Raw genomic sequence first — 17,500 nt, 5'->3', positions numbered from 1 at the left:
GTATGCCTTGTCCTCGGGAAGAGTAGTGCCCCTCATATGAAGAGGTTTGATACAGGACAACGATGCTCCGCGGAACGGATAGCGAGTCTCCGGTCGACCGAAGCCCCTAGTCGGCCACCTTGTCGCTCGGGAACTTGAACGAATCGCGCAGCAGGTAGCTCATCGGAATGTCCAGCGTGATGCCGTTGGGCGGGATCGGGCTGAGGAACCACTTCCGGTACAGCTTCTGGGTTTCCTGGTCGTAGATCGACGTCACCATGGCCTTGTCCACCAGCTTCTTGAACTCGGCGTCATGCCTGGACAGCATGATCGCGTACGGCTCGATGGTCAGCAGGTCGCCCGTTACCGCCAGCGCGGCCGGGTTCCTGGCGTTGGCGCGCAGGCCGAACAGCAGCACGTCGTCCATCACGAAGGCGTCGGCGCGGCCTGACTCGACCATGCCGAAGGCTTCGGCGTGGTCCTTGGCCTCCACCACCTTCCAGCCCATGGCGCCCGCCTCATCCATCTTGCGGAGCATGGCCAGCGGCGTGGTGCCGGTGGTGGACACCACGGTCTTGCCGCGCAAATCCCCCCACTTGCGGATGCCCGAGTCGGCCTTCACCAGCATGCGGCTGCCGGCAATGTAGTGCGGGATGGTGAACGCCACGAGGTCGCGGCGCTCGCGGTTGTTGGTGGTCGATCCGCATTCGAGGTCGGCGCGGCCGTCCACGATGGCCGGGATGCGCGAGGCCGGCGTCACCGGCACCCACTCCACGCGCAGTTGCGGCAGCTTGAGCTGGGTGCGCAACGCCTCCGCCACCTTCAGGCACAGGTCCACGGCGTAGCCCATGGGTTTGCCGTCGGCCACGAACGAGAACGGCACCGAGCTTTCGCGGTGGGCGATGCGGATGGCCCCGGTCTGCTGGATGCGCAGCACCACCGAGTTGGGGGACGCGGCCCGCGCCGGCAGGACCGGCAAGGCAAGCAGCGTGGCGAGGAAACATACAACAAGCGCCGTGCTCCTGAAGGAGGCACGGCGCGGCAGGCCCGTATTGGTCATGAATGACACCCGTCCGAAAATTGTCTGGAAAGAAAACCCGGAAAACCGTTGGCCGGATGGGTCCGGCTCTGTACCGCCTTGTTGGTACTGCCTTGTTGTGCTTCTTTTCGGATTAATCCGATTGCGCTGAGTGTGTCGGATTGTTCCACGGCAGGTGCCCGGGGCACAACCGCCGCGCTAGTAGTCGTGCTCGGGCTGCAACGCCTGGCTTGTCGCGCGGTTGACGGGGGCTTTCCCTTAAGGAGTTGTCCGACTTATTGCCCGGCGCCCGAATCGATATTCTTCAAGCGTGCCTTGCGAGCAGGGCACCGAGGAGAGACTCTTGGGCCCGTTTGCTAACGGGCCCTTCTTTTTGGGGCCCTTCTTTTTGGGCCGCGCGGCCCCGGCCACCGGGGTCGACTACAATTCGGGCCTGTTTCCAGTCTCCGCACCATGGCCCTGTTCTCCATTTCCGATGCCCAACTCGCCTTCGGGCACGTGGCACTGCTCGACCACACCGATTTTTCGCTGGAAGCCGGCGAACGCGTTGGCCTGATCGGCCGCAATGGCACGGGCAAGTCGTCGCTGTTGCGGATCGTGGCCGGCATGTCCGCCCCGGACGATGGCCTGATCGCCCGCCAGAGCGGCGTGACCACTGCATATGTGGCGCAAGAGCCACAATTCGCGCCCGGCCTGACCGTGTTCGACGCGGTGAGCCTGGGCATGGGCGCCGCGCACGACCTGCTGGCCCGCTATGAAGCGGCGCTGGCCAAGCTCGACACCCATCACGACGAGGCCACGCTGGCCGAGTTGCATCGCGTACAGGCCGAACTGGACGCCGCCGACGCCTGGACGCTGCGCACCCGCGTGGAAACCACGCTGGCCCGCCTCGGCCTGGATCCGCACGTGCGCGTGGATTCGCTGTCCGGCGGCCTGCAGAAGCGCGTGGCGCTGGCGCAGGGGCTGGTGGCCGAGCCGGACATCCTGCTGCTCGACGAACCGACCAACCACCTCGACGTCACCGCCATCCGCTGGCTCGAAGACCTGTTGATCGGCTTCCGGGGCAGCGTGCTGCTGATTACCCACGATCGCGCCTTCCTGGACCGCGTGGCCACCCGCATCGTCGAACTGGACCGGGGCCGGCTGGTGTCCTTCCCGGGCAACTTCGCGGCCTACCAGGCCCGCAAGGCCGAACTGCTGGCCGCCGAGGCAGTGGAGCAGGCCAAGTTCGACAAGCTGCTGGCGCAGGAGGAAGTGTGGATCCGCAAGGGCGTGGAAGCGCGCCGCACGCGTAGTGTGGCGCGTATCCAGCGGCTGGTGACCATGCGCACCGAGCGCGCGGCGCGGCGCGAGGTGCAGGGCAATGTGAGGCTGGAGGTGTCGCAGGCGGACCGCTCGGGCAAGATCGTGGCCGAACTGGTCAACGTGTCGAAGTCCTACGGCGACAAGCCGGTGGTCCGTGACTTCACCGGCACCATCATGCGTGGCGACAAGGTCGGCGTGATCGGCCCCAACGGCGTGGGCAAGACCACGCTGCTGCGCCTGATCCTGGGCGAACTGGCGCCGGACAGCGGCACGGTGCGTAACGGCAGCAACCTCCAGGTGGCGTATTTCGACCAGATGCGCACCGCGCTGGACCTGGAGAAGTCGCTGGCGGACACCATCAGCCCGGGCAGCGACTGGGTGGAGGTCAACGGCCAGCGCAAGCACGTGATGAGCTACCTGGGCGACTTCCTGTTCGCGCCGGAGCGCGCGCGGTCGCCGGTCAAGTCGCTCTCGGGCGGCGAGCGCAACCGGCTGCTGCTGGCACGTCTGTTCGCCCGGCCGGCCAATGTGCTGGTGCTGGACGAGCCGACCAACGACCTCGACATCGACACCCTCGAACTGCTGGAGGAACTGCTCCAGGACTACAGCGGCACCGTGTTCCTGGTCTCCCACGACCGGGCCTTCCTGGACAACGTGGTGACCTCGACCATTGCCGCCGAGGGGGAAGGGCAGTGGCGCGAGTCGGTCGGCGGGTATTCGGACTGGGAAGAGCAGTCGGCCCGGGCCGAGGCCATCCAGGCCGCCAAGCCGGCCGAGTCGAAGCCGGCCGAGGCGCTGAAGACGCAGAACACGCGTGAGGCGCGCGGCGCCAATCGCACGGTCAAGCTCTCCTATAAGGAACAGCGCGAGCTGGATGGCCTGCCCGAGCGCATCAACGCGCTGGAAGCGGAGCAGAAGACGCTGGCCGGCCAGCTCGAGGACGGCAAGCTGTACGCGACTGACCCCGCCCGCGCGGCCCAGCTGGCCACCCGGCACGATGAAATCGAGATGGAACTGCTGGAGGCGCTCGAGCGCTGGGAAGTGCTCGAGGCAAAGACCAAGGGTGAGGCGCAGTAGGCTAGCGGCTCACCCGCACCACGCCAGCACCATATTGGTGAGGTCGACCATGAACGCCGGCCGCAGGTAGGCCAGGAAGCCCGCCGTCAGCACCCCGGCCAGCGCCAGCAGGCCCACCGCCTTTAGCAGCCTGGCCTTCAGCCCGAGCGGGTGGCGCGCCGCGACCATCACTCAGACCGCCACCGGCTGCGGGCGCACCAGCGCCTGCTCCCGGATCGGCAGGTTGACCAGCGCCGCCATCACCCCCAGCCCGATGGCGATGAACCACACGAGGTCATAGCTGCCGGTCCGGTCGAACAGGAACCCGCCCAGCCACGCGCCCAGGAAGCTGCCGATCTGGTGCGAGAAGAACACCACCCCGCTCAGCATCGACAGGTACTTCACCCCGAACACCTGGGCGATGATGCCGTTGGTCAGCGGCACGGTGGACAGCCACAGCAGCCCCATCAGCGCCGCGAACACCCACGTGCTGGCCGCCGTCAGCGGCAGCAGCAGATAGCCGGCAATCACGAACGAGCGCGCCAGGTAGATGAACGAGAGCAGGTAGCGCTTGGGCATGCGCTGGCCCATCGCCCCGGCGGTGTAGGTGCCGAACACGTTGAACAGGCCGATCAGCGCCAGCGCCACCGTGGCGATCTTGGGATCGGCGAAGCCGCGATCCTTCAGGTAGGGCGTCAGATGCACGCCGATGAAGACCACCTGGAAGCCGCACACGAAATAGCCAAGCGTCAGCAACTGAAAGTTGCGATTACCGAACGCCTCGCGCGTGGCCTCGGCGATGGTCTGGTGATGCCCGCCCGTGGCCGCCGCCACCTTCGGCTCGCGCAGCGCGAACACCAGCGGGAGCATGAAGCAGGCCATCACGGCCATGGTAAACAGCGCGTTTTGCCAGCCGACGAAGGAAATCAGCGATTGTTCGACCGGAATCATCAGGAACTGGCCGAACGAGCCGGCCGCCGCCGCGATCCCCATCGCCCAGATGCGCTTCTCGGCGCTGGCCACCCGGCCGATCACGCCGTAGACCACGCTGTAGGTGGTGCCTGACTGGGCAATGCCGATCATCAGCCCCGCCCCGGAGGCGAACGCCGTGCCGCTGGTGGCCATCGCCATCACGACCAGACCGGCCACGTAGAGCGCCACGCCGACCAGCATGATGCGGACGGGGCCGAACTTGTCGGCCAGCGCGCCGGCAATCGGCTGGCTGGCGCCCCACATCAGGTTCTGCAGGGCCAGGGCGAAGGCGAAGGTCTCGCGGTTCCAGCCGTGGGCCTGGGTGATCGGCAGGTTGAACAGGCCGAAGCCGTGCCGGATACCCATCGATAGCGTGACGAGCAGGCCACCGCACACGAGCACGGTGGTCAGGGAGAGTTTGCGGTCGGTCATGTCGGGCTCGGGACTTTGGCAGTCCTTTTCTCTATGGTTATCAGGGGGCGCCGGGGGATTCCCTCTGCAGCCGGGCGAGTTTACCCCGGGTGGCGTATTTATGCCGAAGCGGCCGGTTCCGCGTGCCAGCGTACCGAGCCCGCGCCGGTCATCCATTACAATGCTGCGCAATCCGGCCGCGACGGCCGGGAGATCCACTTCTCCGTAGCGACTCCATGGCGAGCAAAACCAGTCAGTACAGCGAATCTTCCATCCGGGTCCTCAAGGGTCTGGAGCCGGTCAAGCAACGGCCCGGCATGTACACCCGTACCGACAATCCCCTGCACATCGTGCAGGAGGTGATCGACAACGCGTCGGACGAGGCGCTGGGCGGCCACGGCTCCGAGATCCTGGTCACGCTGCACCGTGACGGCAGCGTCAGCGTGGAAGACGACGGCCGCGGCATTCCGGTGGGTATTCACCCGGAAGAGCAGGTGCCGGTGGTGGAGATCGTGTTCACCCGCCTGCACGCGGGCGGCAAGTTCGACAAGGGACGCGGCGGCGCCTACGCCTTCTCGGGCGGCCTGCACGGCGTGGGCGTGTCGGTGACCAATGCGCTGTCCACCCGGCTGGACGTGACGGTCTGGCGTGACGGCACGCTCTCCACGCTGACCTTCTCGGGCGGCGACGTCACCACGCCGCTCACCAGCCGCAAGCTGGAGCGCGGCGAAAAGAAGAACGGCACGCGCGTGCAGGTCTGGCCGGATGCCAGCTATTTCGACTCGGCCACCATTCCGCAGGCCGAACTCCAGCGGCTGCTGCGCAGCAAGGCCGTGCTGCTGCCGGGCGTGAAGGTCACGCTAGAGATTGAAAAGACCGGCGAAAAGCAGGTCTGGCAGTACGACCAGGGCCTGAAGGGCTACCTCGTCGAAGCGCTGGCCCAGGGCAGCGGCGCCGAACTCGTGATCCCGATGTTCGAGGGCGAGCACTTTGCCGACCCGGACGGCAATCCGGGCGAGGAAGGCTTTGCCGAGGGCGAAGGCGCCTCCTGGGTGGTGGCCTGGACCGAGGATGGCGCGCCGGTGCGCGAGTCCTACGTCAACCTGATCCCCACGCCGGCCGGCGGCACCCATGAGTCCGGCCTGCGCGAGGGCCTGTTCCAGGCGGTCAAGAGCTTTATCGAGATGCACTCGCTCCAGCCCAAGGGGGTGAAGCTGATGAGCGAGGACGTGTTCGCGCGCGCCTCGTTCGTGCTCTCGGCCAAGGTGCTGGACCCGCAGTTCCAGGGCCAGATCAAGGAGCGCCTGAACAGCCGCGACGCCGTGCGCCTGGTCTCCACCTTCAGCCGCCCCGCGCTGGAGCTGTGGCTGAACCACCATGTGGACTACGGCAAGAAGCTGGCCGAACTGGTGATTCGCCAGGCCCAGGCGCGCACCCGCGCCGCGCAGAAGGTGGAAAAGAAGAAGGGCTCCGGCGTGGCCGTGCTGCCCGGCAAGCTGACCGATTGCGAATCGACCGATGTGTCGCGCAACGAGATCTTCCTGGTCGAGGGCGATTCGGCCGGCGGCTCGGCCAAGATGGGCCGCGACAAGGAGTTCCAGGCCATCCTGCCGCTGCGCGGCAAGGTGCTGAACACCTGGGAGACCGAGCGCGACCGCCTGTTCGCCAATAATGAAGTGCACGACATCGCCGTGGCGATTGGTGTGGACCCGCACGGCCCGGACGACGAGCCGGACCTGTCCAACCTGCGCTATGGCAAGATCTGCATCTTGTCCGATGCCGACGTGGACGGCGCGCACATCCAGGTGCTGCTGCTGACGCTGTTCTTCCGTCACTTCCCGAAGCTGATCGACAACGGCAACGTCTGCGTGGCCCGCCCGCCGCTGTTCCGAGTGGATGCTCCGGCACGCGGCAAGAAGCCGGCCCAGAAGCTCTACGCGCTGGACGAAGGCGAGCTGGAAGCCATCCAGGACAAGCTGATGAAGGATGGCGTCAAGGAAGGCGCCTGGCAGATCTCGCGCTTCAAGGGTTTGGGCGAGATGAGCGCCGAGCAGCTGTGGGAAACCACGATGAACCCGGACACGCGCCGGCTGCTGCCGGTGGCGCTGGGCGAATTCGACCTGCCCCAGACCGTGAGCATGATGAACATGCTGATGGGCAAGGGCGAGGCCTCGCAGCGGCGCACGTGGCTCGAGGAAAAGGGCAACGAGGTGGAGGCGGATATCTGACCGCTCCGGCAACGGGCGCAGCGGTCGGCAACGGAGAAACACCATGCGGACCATCGGCAATCGCCGCGCCCTGGCGCGGCTGGCAAGGCAGGCCACGGCGCTCGGGCTGGCGCTGGCGGGCCTGTGCGCGACCGGTGCCGCCCACGCCGAGCTGTATGGCTACATCGACGAAGACGGCGTGGCCCACTTCGCCGACGAAAAGGTCGACGACCGCTACAAGCTGTTTCTCAAGAACGGCGGCAAGCTGGATACGCTGGCCATGCCGCGCGTGGCCGGGGTGCGCATGGTGGGGCGGCCCGGCAAGGGCGATGCCGATGCCGGCAAGCTGTTCCGCTATGTGCTGAACCACCCCAACATCGCCCTGGTCGATCCGATCATCCGCCAGATTGCCGCGGCCCAGAACGTGGATCCGGCGCTGGTCAAGGCGGTGATGGCGGTCGAGAGCGGCTTCAACCCGAGCGCGGTGTCGCCCAAGGGCGCCATCGGCCTGATGCAGGTGATTCCGGATACCGGCGTGCGCTTTGGCATCGCCGCCGACAAGCGCCGCTCGGTGGAGCAGAAGCTCACCGACCCGCGCCTGAACATCTCGGCCGGCGTGCGTTACCTGAGCTGGCTGCAGGGGCAATTTCCCAACAATCTCGAACTGGTACTCGCCGCCTACAACGCCGGCGAGGGCGCCGTGGCGCGCTACAACAACCAGATCCCGCCTTTCCCCGAAACCCGCCAGTACGTGAGCACGGTCATGGAGTTCTACCGGATCTACCAGCCGTCCGGGGTGGCCGTGGTGCGCACCGGCAGCCACGCCGGCCGCGTGAAAATGGTGATCGGCGGCCGGCGCAACATGCCGGAATGACCCCCTTGTGACACCCGCTGTCGCATCGATCGGGCCTCACTTTCCTGCGGGGCGCCCGAGTTTCGTTAGAATCCCACGCTGACAAGCCGACCCACAGGGTTTGCGAGGCGCCGTCCGGCGCCCGCGTGCCGCATTCTTGCCAACCATGGATCAACCAGACATTTCGTTTCAATCCGAAGAGCCAGCCGATTCGCTGACCCTGGCGCGCTACGCGGAGCGGGCCTACCTCGACTACGCGGTGAGCGTGGTCAAGGGCCGCGCGCTGCCCGAGGTGGCCGATGGCCAGAAGCCCGTGCAGCGCCGCATCCTCTATGCGATGGCGGCCATGGGGCTGCGCGCCGACGCCAAGCCGGTCAAGTCCGCGCGCGTGGTGGGCGAGGTGCTCGGTAAATTCCACCCCCACGGCGACCAGTCGGCCTACGACGCACTCGTGCGCCTGGCGCAGGATTTCTCGCTGCGCTACCCGCTGATCGACGGCCAGGGCAACTTCGGCTCCCGCGACGGCGACGGCGCGGCGGCCATGCGCTACACCGAAGCGCGCCTGACGCCGATCTCGCGGCTGCTGCTGGACGAGATCGACCTCGGCACGGTGGACTTCCTGCCCAACTACGACGGCTCGGAGGAAGAGCCGAGGCTGCTGCCGGCGCGGCTGCCGTTCGTGCTGCTGAACGGCGCCTCCGGCATCGCGGTGGGCATGGCGACGGAAATCCCGCCGCACAACCTGCGCGAAGTGGCCGGGGCCACGGTGGCGATGATCCGCAACCCGGCCATCTCGCTGGCCGAGCTGCTGGCGCTGATGCCCGGCCCGGACTACCCGGGCGGGGGGCAGATCATCTCGCCGGCGGCCGATATCGCCCAGATCTACGAGGGCGGCCGGGGCAGCCTGAAGGTGCGCGCGCGCTGGAAGATCGAGGAAATGGCGCGCGGCCAGTGGCAGATGGTGGTGCACGAGCTGCCGCCGGCTACGTCGGCGCAGAAGGTGCTCGAGGAAATCGAGGAAATCACCAATCCGAAGATCCGCACCGGCAAGAAGGCGCTGACGCCGGAGCAGGTGCAGCTGAAGACCTCGCTGCTGGCCGTGCTGGACGCGGTGCGCGACGAATCCGGCAAGGATGCGCCGGTGCGGCTGGTGTTCGAGCCCAAGAGCAAGAACGTGGACCAGCAGGAGTTCATCCAGACCCTGCTGGCGCATACCAGCCTGGAGTCCGGCGCGCCGATCAACCTGGTGATGATCGGCACCGATGGCCGGCCGCGCCAGAAGGGGCTGCAGGAGATCCTGCGCGAGTGGATCGGGTTCCGCTTCGAGACCGTGACGCGGCGCACGCGCTTCCAGCTGAACAAGGTCGAGGATCGCATCCACATCCTGGAAGGCCGGATGCTGGTGCTGCTGAAGATCGACGAGGTGATCCGCATCATCCGCGAGAGCGACGAGCCCAAGCCGGCGCTGATCGAGGCGTTCCAGCTCTCGGACCGGCAGGCCGAGGACATCCTCGAAATCCGGCTGCGCCAGCTGGCACGGCTGGAGGCCATCCGCATCGAGCAGGAACTGGCCAAGCTGCGCGACGAGCAGGCCGAGCTGGACGTGCTGCTGAAGTCCGAGACCATGATGCGCCGGCGCATCATCAAGGAAATCGAGCAGGACGCCAAGCAGTACAGCCCCGAGGACAAGGACCCGCGCCGCACGCTGATCCAGGAAGAGCGCCGCGCCGCCGCCGAGGTGCGCGTGGTGGACGAGCCGGTGACGGTGATCGTCTCGGGCAAGGGCTGGGTGCGCACGCGTCAGGGCCATGGCCACGAGACGCAGCAGTTCACCTTCAAGGCCGGCGACAGCCTGTACGACACCTTCGAGTGCCGCACCGTGGACACGCTGCTGGCCTTCGGCAGCAACGGCCGGGTCTATTCGGTGGCGGTGGCCGGGCTGCCCGGCGGCCGCGGTGATGGCGTGCCGGTGACCACGCTGATCGACCTCGCGCCGGGCTCGCAGATCGCCCACACCTTCGCGGGCGGCGCCGAGCAGCGCGTGCTGGTGGCCACGGCTGGCGGTAACGGCTTCGTGACCAAGGTTGGCGACATGATCAGCCGGCAGAAGGGCGGCAAGTCCTTTATCACGCTGGACGAGGGCGACACGCTGCTGCCGCCGGCGCCGATTGCCGACGAAGCCACGCATGTGGCCTGCTTCTCGGGCAATGGCCGGCTGCTGCTGGTGGGGCTGGACGAGGTGAAGGTGCTGTCGGCCGGCGGCCGGGGCGTGATCCTGATGGAACTGGAGCCGAAGGAGCCGCTGACGCACGCCGTGACGGTGGGCGCGCCGGGGCTGCTGATCTCCGGCACCGGCGTCCGGGGTGGCAAGGTGCCGCCGCAGAAGCTGGCCGGCAAGACGCTGCTGCCGTACGTGGGCAAGCGCGCCCGCAAGGGCAAGGCGGTCGAGCCGAGGCTCAAGGAAGTGAAGATCGAGCCGGTGACGGTGGACGGCGGCAGCTAAGGCTGCCGGGTTGCTCCGCGCTCCGATGGGGAGCGGAGCAACCCCACATCACCGTTCCTGACCCCCTCTTGCGCATCCGTGATGACCGCGTGCCACGCGGGCCGTCACGATTGCCGTAGTATGTCGGCAGCCCGCACCCCCCTCCGCGCGGGCATTTATCGCCGCCTATCATGTCCGCCGCCCCGCTGCCCGACGTCGCCGAGCCTGCCCTGGCTCCGCCCCCCAACGCCCGCACCCTGTTCTTCGAATTCGCCCGCATGGGGCTTTCCGGCTTCGGCGGGGTGCTGCCGTTCGTGCGGCGTGCCGTGGTGGAGCGCAACCGCTGGCTCAACGACCGGGATTTCGTCGAGATCCTCAGCCTCGGGCAGGTGTTGCCCGGCCCCAACGTCATCAATCTGGCCCTGATGCTGGGCCTGCGCTTCGCCGGCCTGCGTGGCGCCGTGGCGGCCTTCTGCGGGCTGGTGCTGGTGCCGATGGTGGTGGTGCTGTGCGCCATGGGGCTGTACCTGCGCTACCAGGACGTCACCGCCGTGCGCCAGATGCTGGCCGGCATGACGGCGGTCTCGGCCGGGCTGGTGCTGTCCACCGGGGTCAAGCTGGCGGAGAGCCAGCCGCGCACGGTGCGCGCGGTGGTGGTCGGCGTGGCGGGGTTCGTCGCCATCGGCCTGCTGCGCTGGCCGCTGCTGCCGGTGATGGCGGTGCTGGTGCCGGTGGCGCTGGTGCTCGAGCATCGCGCTGACAAGCGCCGGGAGCGGGCATGAGTTCCCCGGAGATCCTGCGCAGCCTGCTGGGGCATTTCGGCATGCTGTCGCTGCTGGCCGTGGGCGGTGGCGGCACCGTCATCCCGGACATGCACCGCTACCTCGTGGAAGCCAACGGCTGGATGACCGATGGCCAGTTCGCGGCGCTCTACGCCATCTCGCAGGCGTCGCCGGGGCCGAACATCCTGTTCGTGGCGCTGTTCGGCTGGCAGGTGGCAGGGGCGGGCGGCACGTTTGCGGCGATGGTCGGCATGTGCGGGCCGTCGAGCCTGATCGCGCTCGGTTTCGAATACTTCGCCGGCCGCTCGCCGCACGCGCGCTGGCCGGGGCTGATCAAGCGCGGCCTGTCCGCGCTGACCATCGGCCTGCTGATGTCCACGGGCTGGGTGCTGGCCAGCAGCGTAGACCACAGCTGGACTGCCGTGGCAGTGACGCTGCTGACCATCGCCCTGATGCTGAAGACGCGGGTCCATCCGCTGATGCTGGTGGCGCTGGGCGCCGGCGCGGGGCTGCTCGGGCTGGTTTGACCGCCGCGCTGACCCCGGTCTGATCAGTCCACGCCGACGAAGCCGCCGGTCTGGTGCGCCCACAGCCGGGCATAGAGCCCACCGCGCGCGAGCAGCTCGGCGTGGGTGCCGGTCTCGACGATATGACCGTCGTCGAGCACCACCAGCCGGTCCATCCGCGCGATGGTGGAGAGCCGGTGGGCGATGGCGATCACGGTCTTGCCCTCCATCAGCGCCTCCAGGCTCTCCTGGATCGCCGCCTCCACTTCGGAGTCGAGCGCCGAGGTGGCCTCGTCGAGAATCAGGATTGGCGCATCCTTCAACAGCACCCGGGCGATGGCGATGCGCTGCCGCTGCCCGCCGGACAGCTTCACGCCGCGTTCCCCCACCAGCGCGTCGAGCCCCCGGTGGCCGTTCCCATCGACCAGTTCGTCGATGAAGTCGTCCGCGCGGGCGCGCCGCAGCGCCTCGCGCAGGTCGGCATCGGTGCTGTCCGGCTTGCCATAGAGCAGGTTCTCGCGGATCGAACGGTGCAGCAGCGACGTATCCTGCGTGACCATGCCGATCTGGGCGCGCAGGCTCTCCTGCGTCACCCCGGCCACGTCGTGGCCATCGACCAGGATGCGGCCGGTCTCCACGTCGTAGAGCCGCAGCAGCAGGTTGACCAGCGTGGACTTGCCGGCCCCGGACGGCCCCACGAGCCCGATTTTCTCGCCCGGCTGCACGGTCAGGTTCACATGTTCGATCACCCCGGCACCCTTGCCGTAGTGGAAGCCCACGTCCTCGAACTGCACCTCGCCCCGGGCGATGCGCAGCGGCTGGGCGTCCGGCCGGTCCACCACGTTGCGCGGCACGGCAATCGTCTTCATGCCGTCCTGCACCTGCCCCACGTTCTCGAAGATGCCATTGACCACCCACATGATCCAGCCGGACATATTGTTGATGCGGATGACCAGCCCGGTCGTCAGCGCGATGGCGCCCGTGGAGACCAGCCCCTGGTTCCACAGCCACAGCGCCAGCCCGGTCGTGCCGGCGATCAGCGCGCCGTTCATCGCCGTGATGGTCACGTCCATGGCGCTGACCATCCGCCCGGCCATGCGCATCTTGTCGGTATGGCTGGCCATGGCGTCGCGCGCGTAGTGCTCCTCGTGGCGCGTGTGGGCGAACAGCTTCAGCGTGGTGATGTTGGTGTAGCCGTCCACGATGCGGCCCATCAGCCGCGAGCGCGCCTCCGTGGCCACCACGGAGCGCGCCTTCACGCGTGGTGTGAAGAAGGCCAGTGCGGCGATGTAGCCGGCAATCCACAGGATCAGCGGGATCATCAGCCGCCAGTCCGCCTCGGCGAACAGGATCAGCGCGCTGATGGCGTAGATGATTACGTGCCAGAGTGCGTCGAGCGCATGCACGGCCGAGTCGCGCAGCGAGAAGCCGGTCTGCATGATGCGCTGGGCAATGCGCCCCGCAAAGTCGTTCTGGAAGAACGACAGGCTCTGCTGGAGCAGGTAGCGGTGGTTCTGCCAGCGGATCAGGTTGGCCAGGTTGGGGTTGATGACCTGATGCAGCAGCACGTCGTGCAGGCCGAAGAACAGCGGGCGCAGCAGCAGCGCCACGGCAGCCATCCACAGCAGCTCGTTTTGATGGCGCGCGAAGAACTGCCCGTCCGGCGCGCCCTTGGCGAGATCCACGATCCGGCCGAGGAAGCTGAACAGCGACACCTCGATCAGCGCGGCGATCAGGCCAACCACCAGCAGCGCGAACAGCACCCCGCGCACCTCGCGCAGGAAGTACGCATAGAACCGCCAGATGCTGGCCGGTGGCTGCGTATCCGGCATGTTGCGGAACGGATCGATCAATCTTTCCAGGCGGCGAATCGGCATGCGGCGCTCCCTCATCTCGTCTGTTGGAGTGAACCGGTGATGATACGCCCAACAAAAAGCCCCGCCATGAGGCGGGGCTTGTCTGGCTAACCAGCGTCAAACCGTCACGGTAAGTGAATCACCATATGCGTGAACGGCGGCACGTACGCCTGCAAGGTCACGAACAGGCCGACAAGGATGGCCAGCACGACCGAGTGGAAGAACACGTAGCGCAGGATCTCGCCCTCGTGGCCGTACCACTTGGTGGCGGTGGAGGCCACCACGATCGACTGGGCGTCGATCATCTTGCCCATCACGCCGCCCGAGCTGTTGGCGGCCGCCATCAGCACCGGCGACAGGCCCAGTTGCTCTGCCGTGGTCTTCTGCAGGCCGCCAAACAGCACGTTGGAGGCCGTGTCGGAGCCGGTCAGCGCCACGCCCAGCCAGCCCAGCATCGTGCCGAACAGCGGGTAGAACACGCCGGTCTGCGCGAAGGCCAGGCCCAGCGTGGCGTCCAGACCCGAGTAACGGGTCAGGTAGCCGATGCCGAACATGGCGCAGATCGTCAGCAGCGAGTAGCGCACCAGCTTGATGGTCTCCCAGTACTCCTTGAGCAGGCGCGGCACCGAGTAGCCCATCAGCAGGCCGCCGACCAGCGCCGACACCAGGATGCCGGTGCCGGCCATCGACAGCACGTTGAAGTTGAACACCGCCCCTTCGACGATTTCCTTCGGCACCACCGGCGGGCCCTTGATGATCGCCTTGTCCAGGCCCGGGACCGGGAATTTGTACTGCCAGATGCCGTCCACGAGCTTCTTGAACTCGGGGATGCCCCAGACGAACACGAACACGGTCAGGATGACCCACGGCATCCACGCCTTGACCACCGAAATACCGACGGACGCCGCGTTGGCAGCGGCTTCGGCTTCCAGGGCTTCGGGGTGATCGATCTTGGAGTCGTCGTGGCGGCCGAGGATGCGCGTGGAGGTCCAGATCTCCTTCGGATGCCAGATCTTCAGGAAGGCGGTCAGGGCGCCCATCGAGATCAGCGCCGAGATCACGTCCACCAGCCACGGGCCGTGATAGTTCGAGACCAGGAACTGCGGCACGGCGAAGCTGACGCCCGCCACCAGAATGGCCGGCCAGATGGCGAGCATGCCGCGGAAGCCCGCGAACGCCCAGATCAGCCAGAACGGCACCAGCACCGAGAAGAACGGCAGCTGGCGGCCAATCATCGCGGAGAGCACGGTCTGTTCGATGCCGGTCACCGACGAGAGGCCGATGATCGGCGCGCCGAGTGCGCCAAACGCCACCGGAGCGGTATTGGCGATCAGCGCCAGGCCCGAGGCGGCCAGCGGCGAGAAGCCCAGCCCGATCAGGATGGCGCCGGTCACGGCCACCGGCGTGCCGAAGCCGGCCGCGCCCTCGAAGAACGCGCCGAAGCTGAAGGCCACCAGCAGCAGTTGCAGGCGGCGATCCTCGGTCACGCCGGAGATCGAGTTCTGCAACACCTTGAATGACCCGTTAAGCGTGGTCAGGCGGTGCAGGAAGATGATGTTGAGGACGATCCACCCGATTGGGAACAGCCCGGAGACGATGCCCAGCCCGGCCGCCTTGCCGGCCATGGCTGCGGGCATGCCGAACACGAACGACGCCACCACGATGCCGACCACCAGCGCCAGCCCGGCCGCCAGGTGCGCCTGCATGTGAAAGAACGCCAGCGCTGCGAGCAGCACGGCCACCGGAACGCCCGCGGCAAGCGTGGACAACGCCATATTGCCGAGCGGGTCGTAAATTTGACTCCACACGATTGAATCCTCCTCTGGGTTTGGAAGGCAGCCGTGCCTCTGACGGGCCTGGACTGCCGCACTGCATGGCACTGGGCGCGCGGCGGCAAGCGCACCACTGCGCACAGAAAGGGGATTGTAAGGACGCGAGTTCCCGGCAATTGCTTAAATCCGGTCATCGGGATGATGAATCGGATTCAGGGATCAGGGTTTGTTCGGAGGGACGGGCGCACCTCACAACACTCGCGCGAGGGTACTCCTGAAACGGGTGTTCGAATTTGGGGGCGGGTGTGCTCCCCTCAGGGAGAGGGAAGCACGGGGGGGCGATTCAGCGCAGCGGCAGGATGAGGATGCCGGTGGCCGCCGGCCGGGCGCGCATGTCGTCCAGCCAGCGTTGGAGATTGGGCCGCGGCGCGTGGGGCACGGGGGTGCCCATCCAGCGGTGCGCCGCGCAGGCGAGCGCGATGTCGGCCATGGTGAAGCGGTCGCCGCCGATGAACTCCCGGCTGGCGAGCGCCTTGTCCAGCATCGCGGCCAGCGGCTCGGTCCGTTCGCATGATTTGGCGATCATCGCCTCGTCGCGCTTCTCGGCCGGCACGCGCACCATCTGCAGGAAGGCCGAGACCATGGCCGGGCTGAACGCCGTGGTCTGCCAGTCCATCCAGCGGTCCGCGGAGGCGCGCTCCTTGACGTCGGACGGCCACAGCGTGCCCTCGCCATAGCGCGCGCAGAGGTAGCGCACGATGGCGTTCGACTCCCACAGCACGAAGGGCTCGCCGGCCACGTCCGTATCGCGGAAATCCTCGATCACCGGAATCAGGCGATTCGGATTCAGGCGAATGTAGGCCTCGTTGTCCAGCTCGCCCTGCTGATTGCCGATGTCGATGCGCTCGTGGTCCAGGTGCAGCTCGCGCGCGCACCAGACCACTTTCTGCACATTGATCGACGACAGGCGGCCCCAGATGCGCAACAGGCCTTGCGGCTCCTCCACTTCCATGGCGATCGGCTCTCCTTCAGGGGTCCCGGGGTGGCCTCAGGCAGCGCGCGGCTGCGGCGCGGCCTTGGCGATGGCTTCGCGGAACAGCTCGCCGAGGATCGTCACGCCTTGCTCGATCCGCTCCGGCGGCACCGTCACGAAGGCCAGGCGCAGCGTGTTCATGCGCGGATTGCCCGCGTAGAACGGCGCGCCCGGCACGTAGGCCACGTTGCGGCGCACGGCTTCCTCGAGGATCTTCATGCTGTCCAGGCCCTCGGGCAGTTCCACCCAGATAAACATGCCGCCTTCGGGCTGGTTCCACGTCACGCCGGCGGGCATGTGACGCTTGAGTGCATCTAGCATCACTTCGCATTGCTTGCCGTAGAGCGCGCGGATGGTCGGGATATGGCGTTCGAGCAGGCCGTCGCGCACGGACTCGTAGGCCATGCGCTGGGTGAAGCTCGGCGTGTGCAGATCAGACGCCTGCTTGGCCTGGCACAGCTTGAAGTGCAGTTCGGGCGGGGCGATCACGAAGCCCAGGCGCAGGCCCGGGGCCAGCACCTTCGAGAACGAACCCATGTAGATCACGCCGTCCGGGTTCATCGAGAGCAGTGTCGGCAGGATGTCGCCGGTGTAGCTCAGTTCGCCGTAGGGGTCGTCTTCCACCAGCAGCAGGTTCAGTTCCTGCGCGCGCTTGACCAGTGCCTGGCGGCGCTCCAGCGGCAGGCGGCGGCCGGTGGGGTTCTGGAAGTTCGGCAGGGCGTAGAGAAAGCGGGCGCCGGCGGTCAGCTCCGGCGTCAGCGCCTCGGGCACCAGCCCGCGCTCGTCGGTCGGCACCGAGACGAACTCGGGTTCGAACAGCGAGAACGCCTGCAGTGCGCCGAGGTAGCTCGGCGTTTCCACCAGCACCGGGCTGCCCGGGTCGATCATCACCTTGGCGATCAGGTCCAGCGCCTGCTGGCTGCCGGTGGTGATCAGCACGCGCTCCACCTCCACGTTGTAGCGCTTGGCCACGAATTCGCGCAGCGGCAGATACCCCTCGGTGGCGGCATATTGCAGCGCGCCCTGCGGGTTATCGGCGAATACGCGGGCCACCGCCGCTTCCATGGCCGCTACCGGGAACGACGCCGGGGACGGCAGGCCGCCGGCGAAGGAAATGACTTCCGGACGCTCGGTGACCTTCAGGATTTCGCGGATGGCCGAGCTGGTCAGTTGCTGTGCCCGGCGGGAGATGGCCCATTTCATGATCTGTCTCTGGTGGGGTGAATCTTGGACTGCGTGGTGGAAAA

At 67.2% G+C, this 17,500-nt stretch carries 13 protein-coding genes; 6 read left to right on the top strand and 7 right to left on the bottom strand.

Annotated elements, in window-relative coordinates; all coding sequences use genetic code 11:
* Window positions 1–106: 106 nt before the first annotated feature.
* A complete protein-coding gene (locus SB751_RS23005) occupies window positions 107–1,039 on the bottom strand; it encodes an amino acid ABC transporter substrate-binding protein (protein WP_410748570.1) in 933 nt (310 codons plus the stop codon).
* Between the two features lie 432 nt (window positions 1,040–1,471).
* Between SB751_RS23005 and SB751_RS23000 the strand changes: the two genes are divergently transcribed.
* Window positions 1,472–3,400 (top strand): ATP-binding cassette domain-containing protein, encoded by a 1,929-nt coding sequence (locus SB751_RS23000; protein ID WP_144199486.1) that lies wholly within the window; start codon window positions 1,472–1,474, stop codon window positions 3,398–3,400.
* A gap of 9 nt (window positions 3,401–3,409) precedes the next feature.
* On the opposite strand, the gene SB751_RS22995 is transcribed toward SB751_RS23000, so the two are convergent.
* Both SB751_RS22995 and SB751_RS22990 read right to left on the bottom strand, forming a co-directional pair.
* Window positions 3,410–3,571 carry a hypothetical protein gene (locus SB751_RS22995; protein WP_250025382.1) on the bottom strand — a complete coding sequence of 54 codons (162 nt, stop codon included), beginning with the start codon at window positions 3,569–3,571 and terminating at the stop codon, window positions 3,410–3,412.
* Window positions 3,572–4,783: an MFS transporter gene (locus SB751_RS22990; RefSeq protein ID WP_144199484.1), complete on the bottom strand. Its 1,212-nt coding sequence runs from the start codon at window positions 4,781–4,783 to the stop codon at window positions 3,572–3,574.
* Between the two features lie 215 nt (window positions 4,784–4,998).
* On the opposite strand from SB751_RS22990, the gene SB751_RS22985 reads away from it, so the two are divergent.
* The 5 genes from SB751_RS22985 to SB751_RS22965 all read left to right on the top strand — a co-directional run bounded on the left by SB751_RS22985 (window position 4,999) and on the right by SB751_RS22965 (window position 11,613).
* Entirely contained in the window at window positions 4,999–6,990 is a 1,992-nt protein-coding gene (locus tag SB751_RS22985; protein ID WP_144199482.1) for a DNA topoisomerase IV subunit B, read from the top strand.
* A 43-nt stretch (window positions 6,991–7,033) separates the two neighbouring features.
* Window positions 7,034–7,843, top strand: coding sequence for a lytic transglycosylase domain-containing protein (locus tag SB751_RS22980; RefSeq protein ID WP_410748569.1), 810 nt, complete (start codon window positions 7,034–7,036; stop codon window positions 7,841–7,843).
* A gap of 145 nt (window positions 7,844–7,988) precedes the next feature.
* A complete protein-coding gene (parC, locus tag SB751_RS22975; protein ID WP_144199478.1) occupies window positions 7,989–10,325 on the top strand; it encodes a DNA topoisomerase IV subunit A in 2,337 nt (778 codons plus the stop codon).
* Between the two features lie 170 nt (window positions 10,326–10,495).
* Complete coding sequence (locus SB751_RS22970) at window positions 10,496–11,086, top strand: chromate transporter (RefSeq protein WP_144199476.1); 591 nt, start codon at window positions 10,496–10,498, stop codon at window positions 11,084–11,086.
* A complete protein-coding gene (locus SB751_RS22965; protein WP_144199474.1) occupies window positions 11,083–11,613 on the top strand; it encodes a chromate transporter in 531 nt (176 codons plus the stop codon). Before SB751_RS22970 ends, SB751_RS22965 begins: the two co-directional genes overlap by 4 nt.
* A gap of 23 nt (window positions 11,614–11,636) precedes the next feature.
* Here the strand turns inward: SB751_RS22965 and SB751_RS22960 are convergent, their stop codons facing one another.
* The 4 genes from SB751_RS22960 to SB751_RS22945 form a co-directional block, all read right to left on the bottom strand.
* Window positions 11,637–13,469, bottom strand: a complete 1,833-nt coding sequence (locus SB751_RS22960) for an ABC transporter ATP-binding protein (protein WP_313817959.1) — start codon at window positions 13,467–13,469, stop codon at window positions 11,637–11,639.
* Between the two features lie 104 nt (window positions 13,470–13,573).
* Window positions 13,574–15,256 carry an L-lactate permease gene (locus SB751_RS22955; RefSeq protein WP_144199470.1) on the bottom strand — a complete coding sequence of 561 codons (1,683 nt, stop codon included), beginning with the start codon at window positions 15,254–15,256 and terminating at the stop codon, window positions 13,574–13,576.
* Between the two features lie 307 nt (window positions 15,257–15,563).
* Window positions 15,564–16,208 carry a glutathione S-transferase family protein gene (locus tag SB751_RS22950; RefSeq protein ID WP_250025363.1) on the bottom strand — a complete coding sequence of 215 codons (645 nt, stop codon included), beginning with the start codon at window positions 16,206–16,208 and terminating at the stop codon, window positions 15,564–15,566.
* Window positions 16,209–16,268: 60 nt separating this feature from the next.
* Entirely contained in the window at window positions 16,269–17,456 is a 1,188-nt protein-coding gene (locus SB751_RS22945; RefSeq protein ID WP_092290211.1) for a PLP-dependent aminotransferase family protein, read from the bottom strand.
* Between the last annotated feature and the right edge of the window lie 44 nt (window positions 17,457–17,500).

Origin of the sequence: Cupriavidus sp. SIMBA_020, from assembly GCF_046535395.1 — a bacterium.
GTDB classification, from domain to species: domain Bacteria; phylum Pseudomonadota; class Gammaproteobacteria; order Burkholderiales; family Burkholderiaceae; genus Cupriavidus; species Cupriavidus campinensis.
Note: the sequence above shows the minus strand (reverse complement) of the source record. Positions and strands in the feature narration are given on the sequence as shown.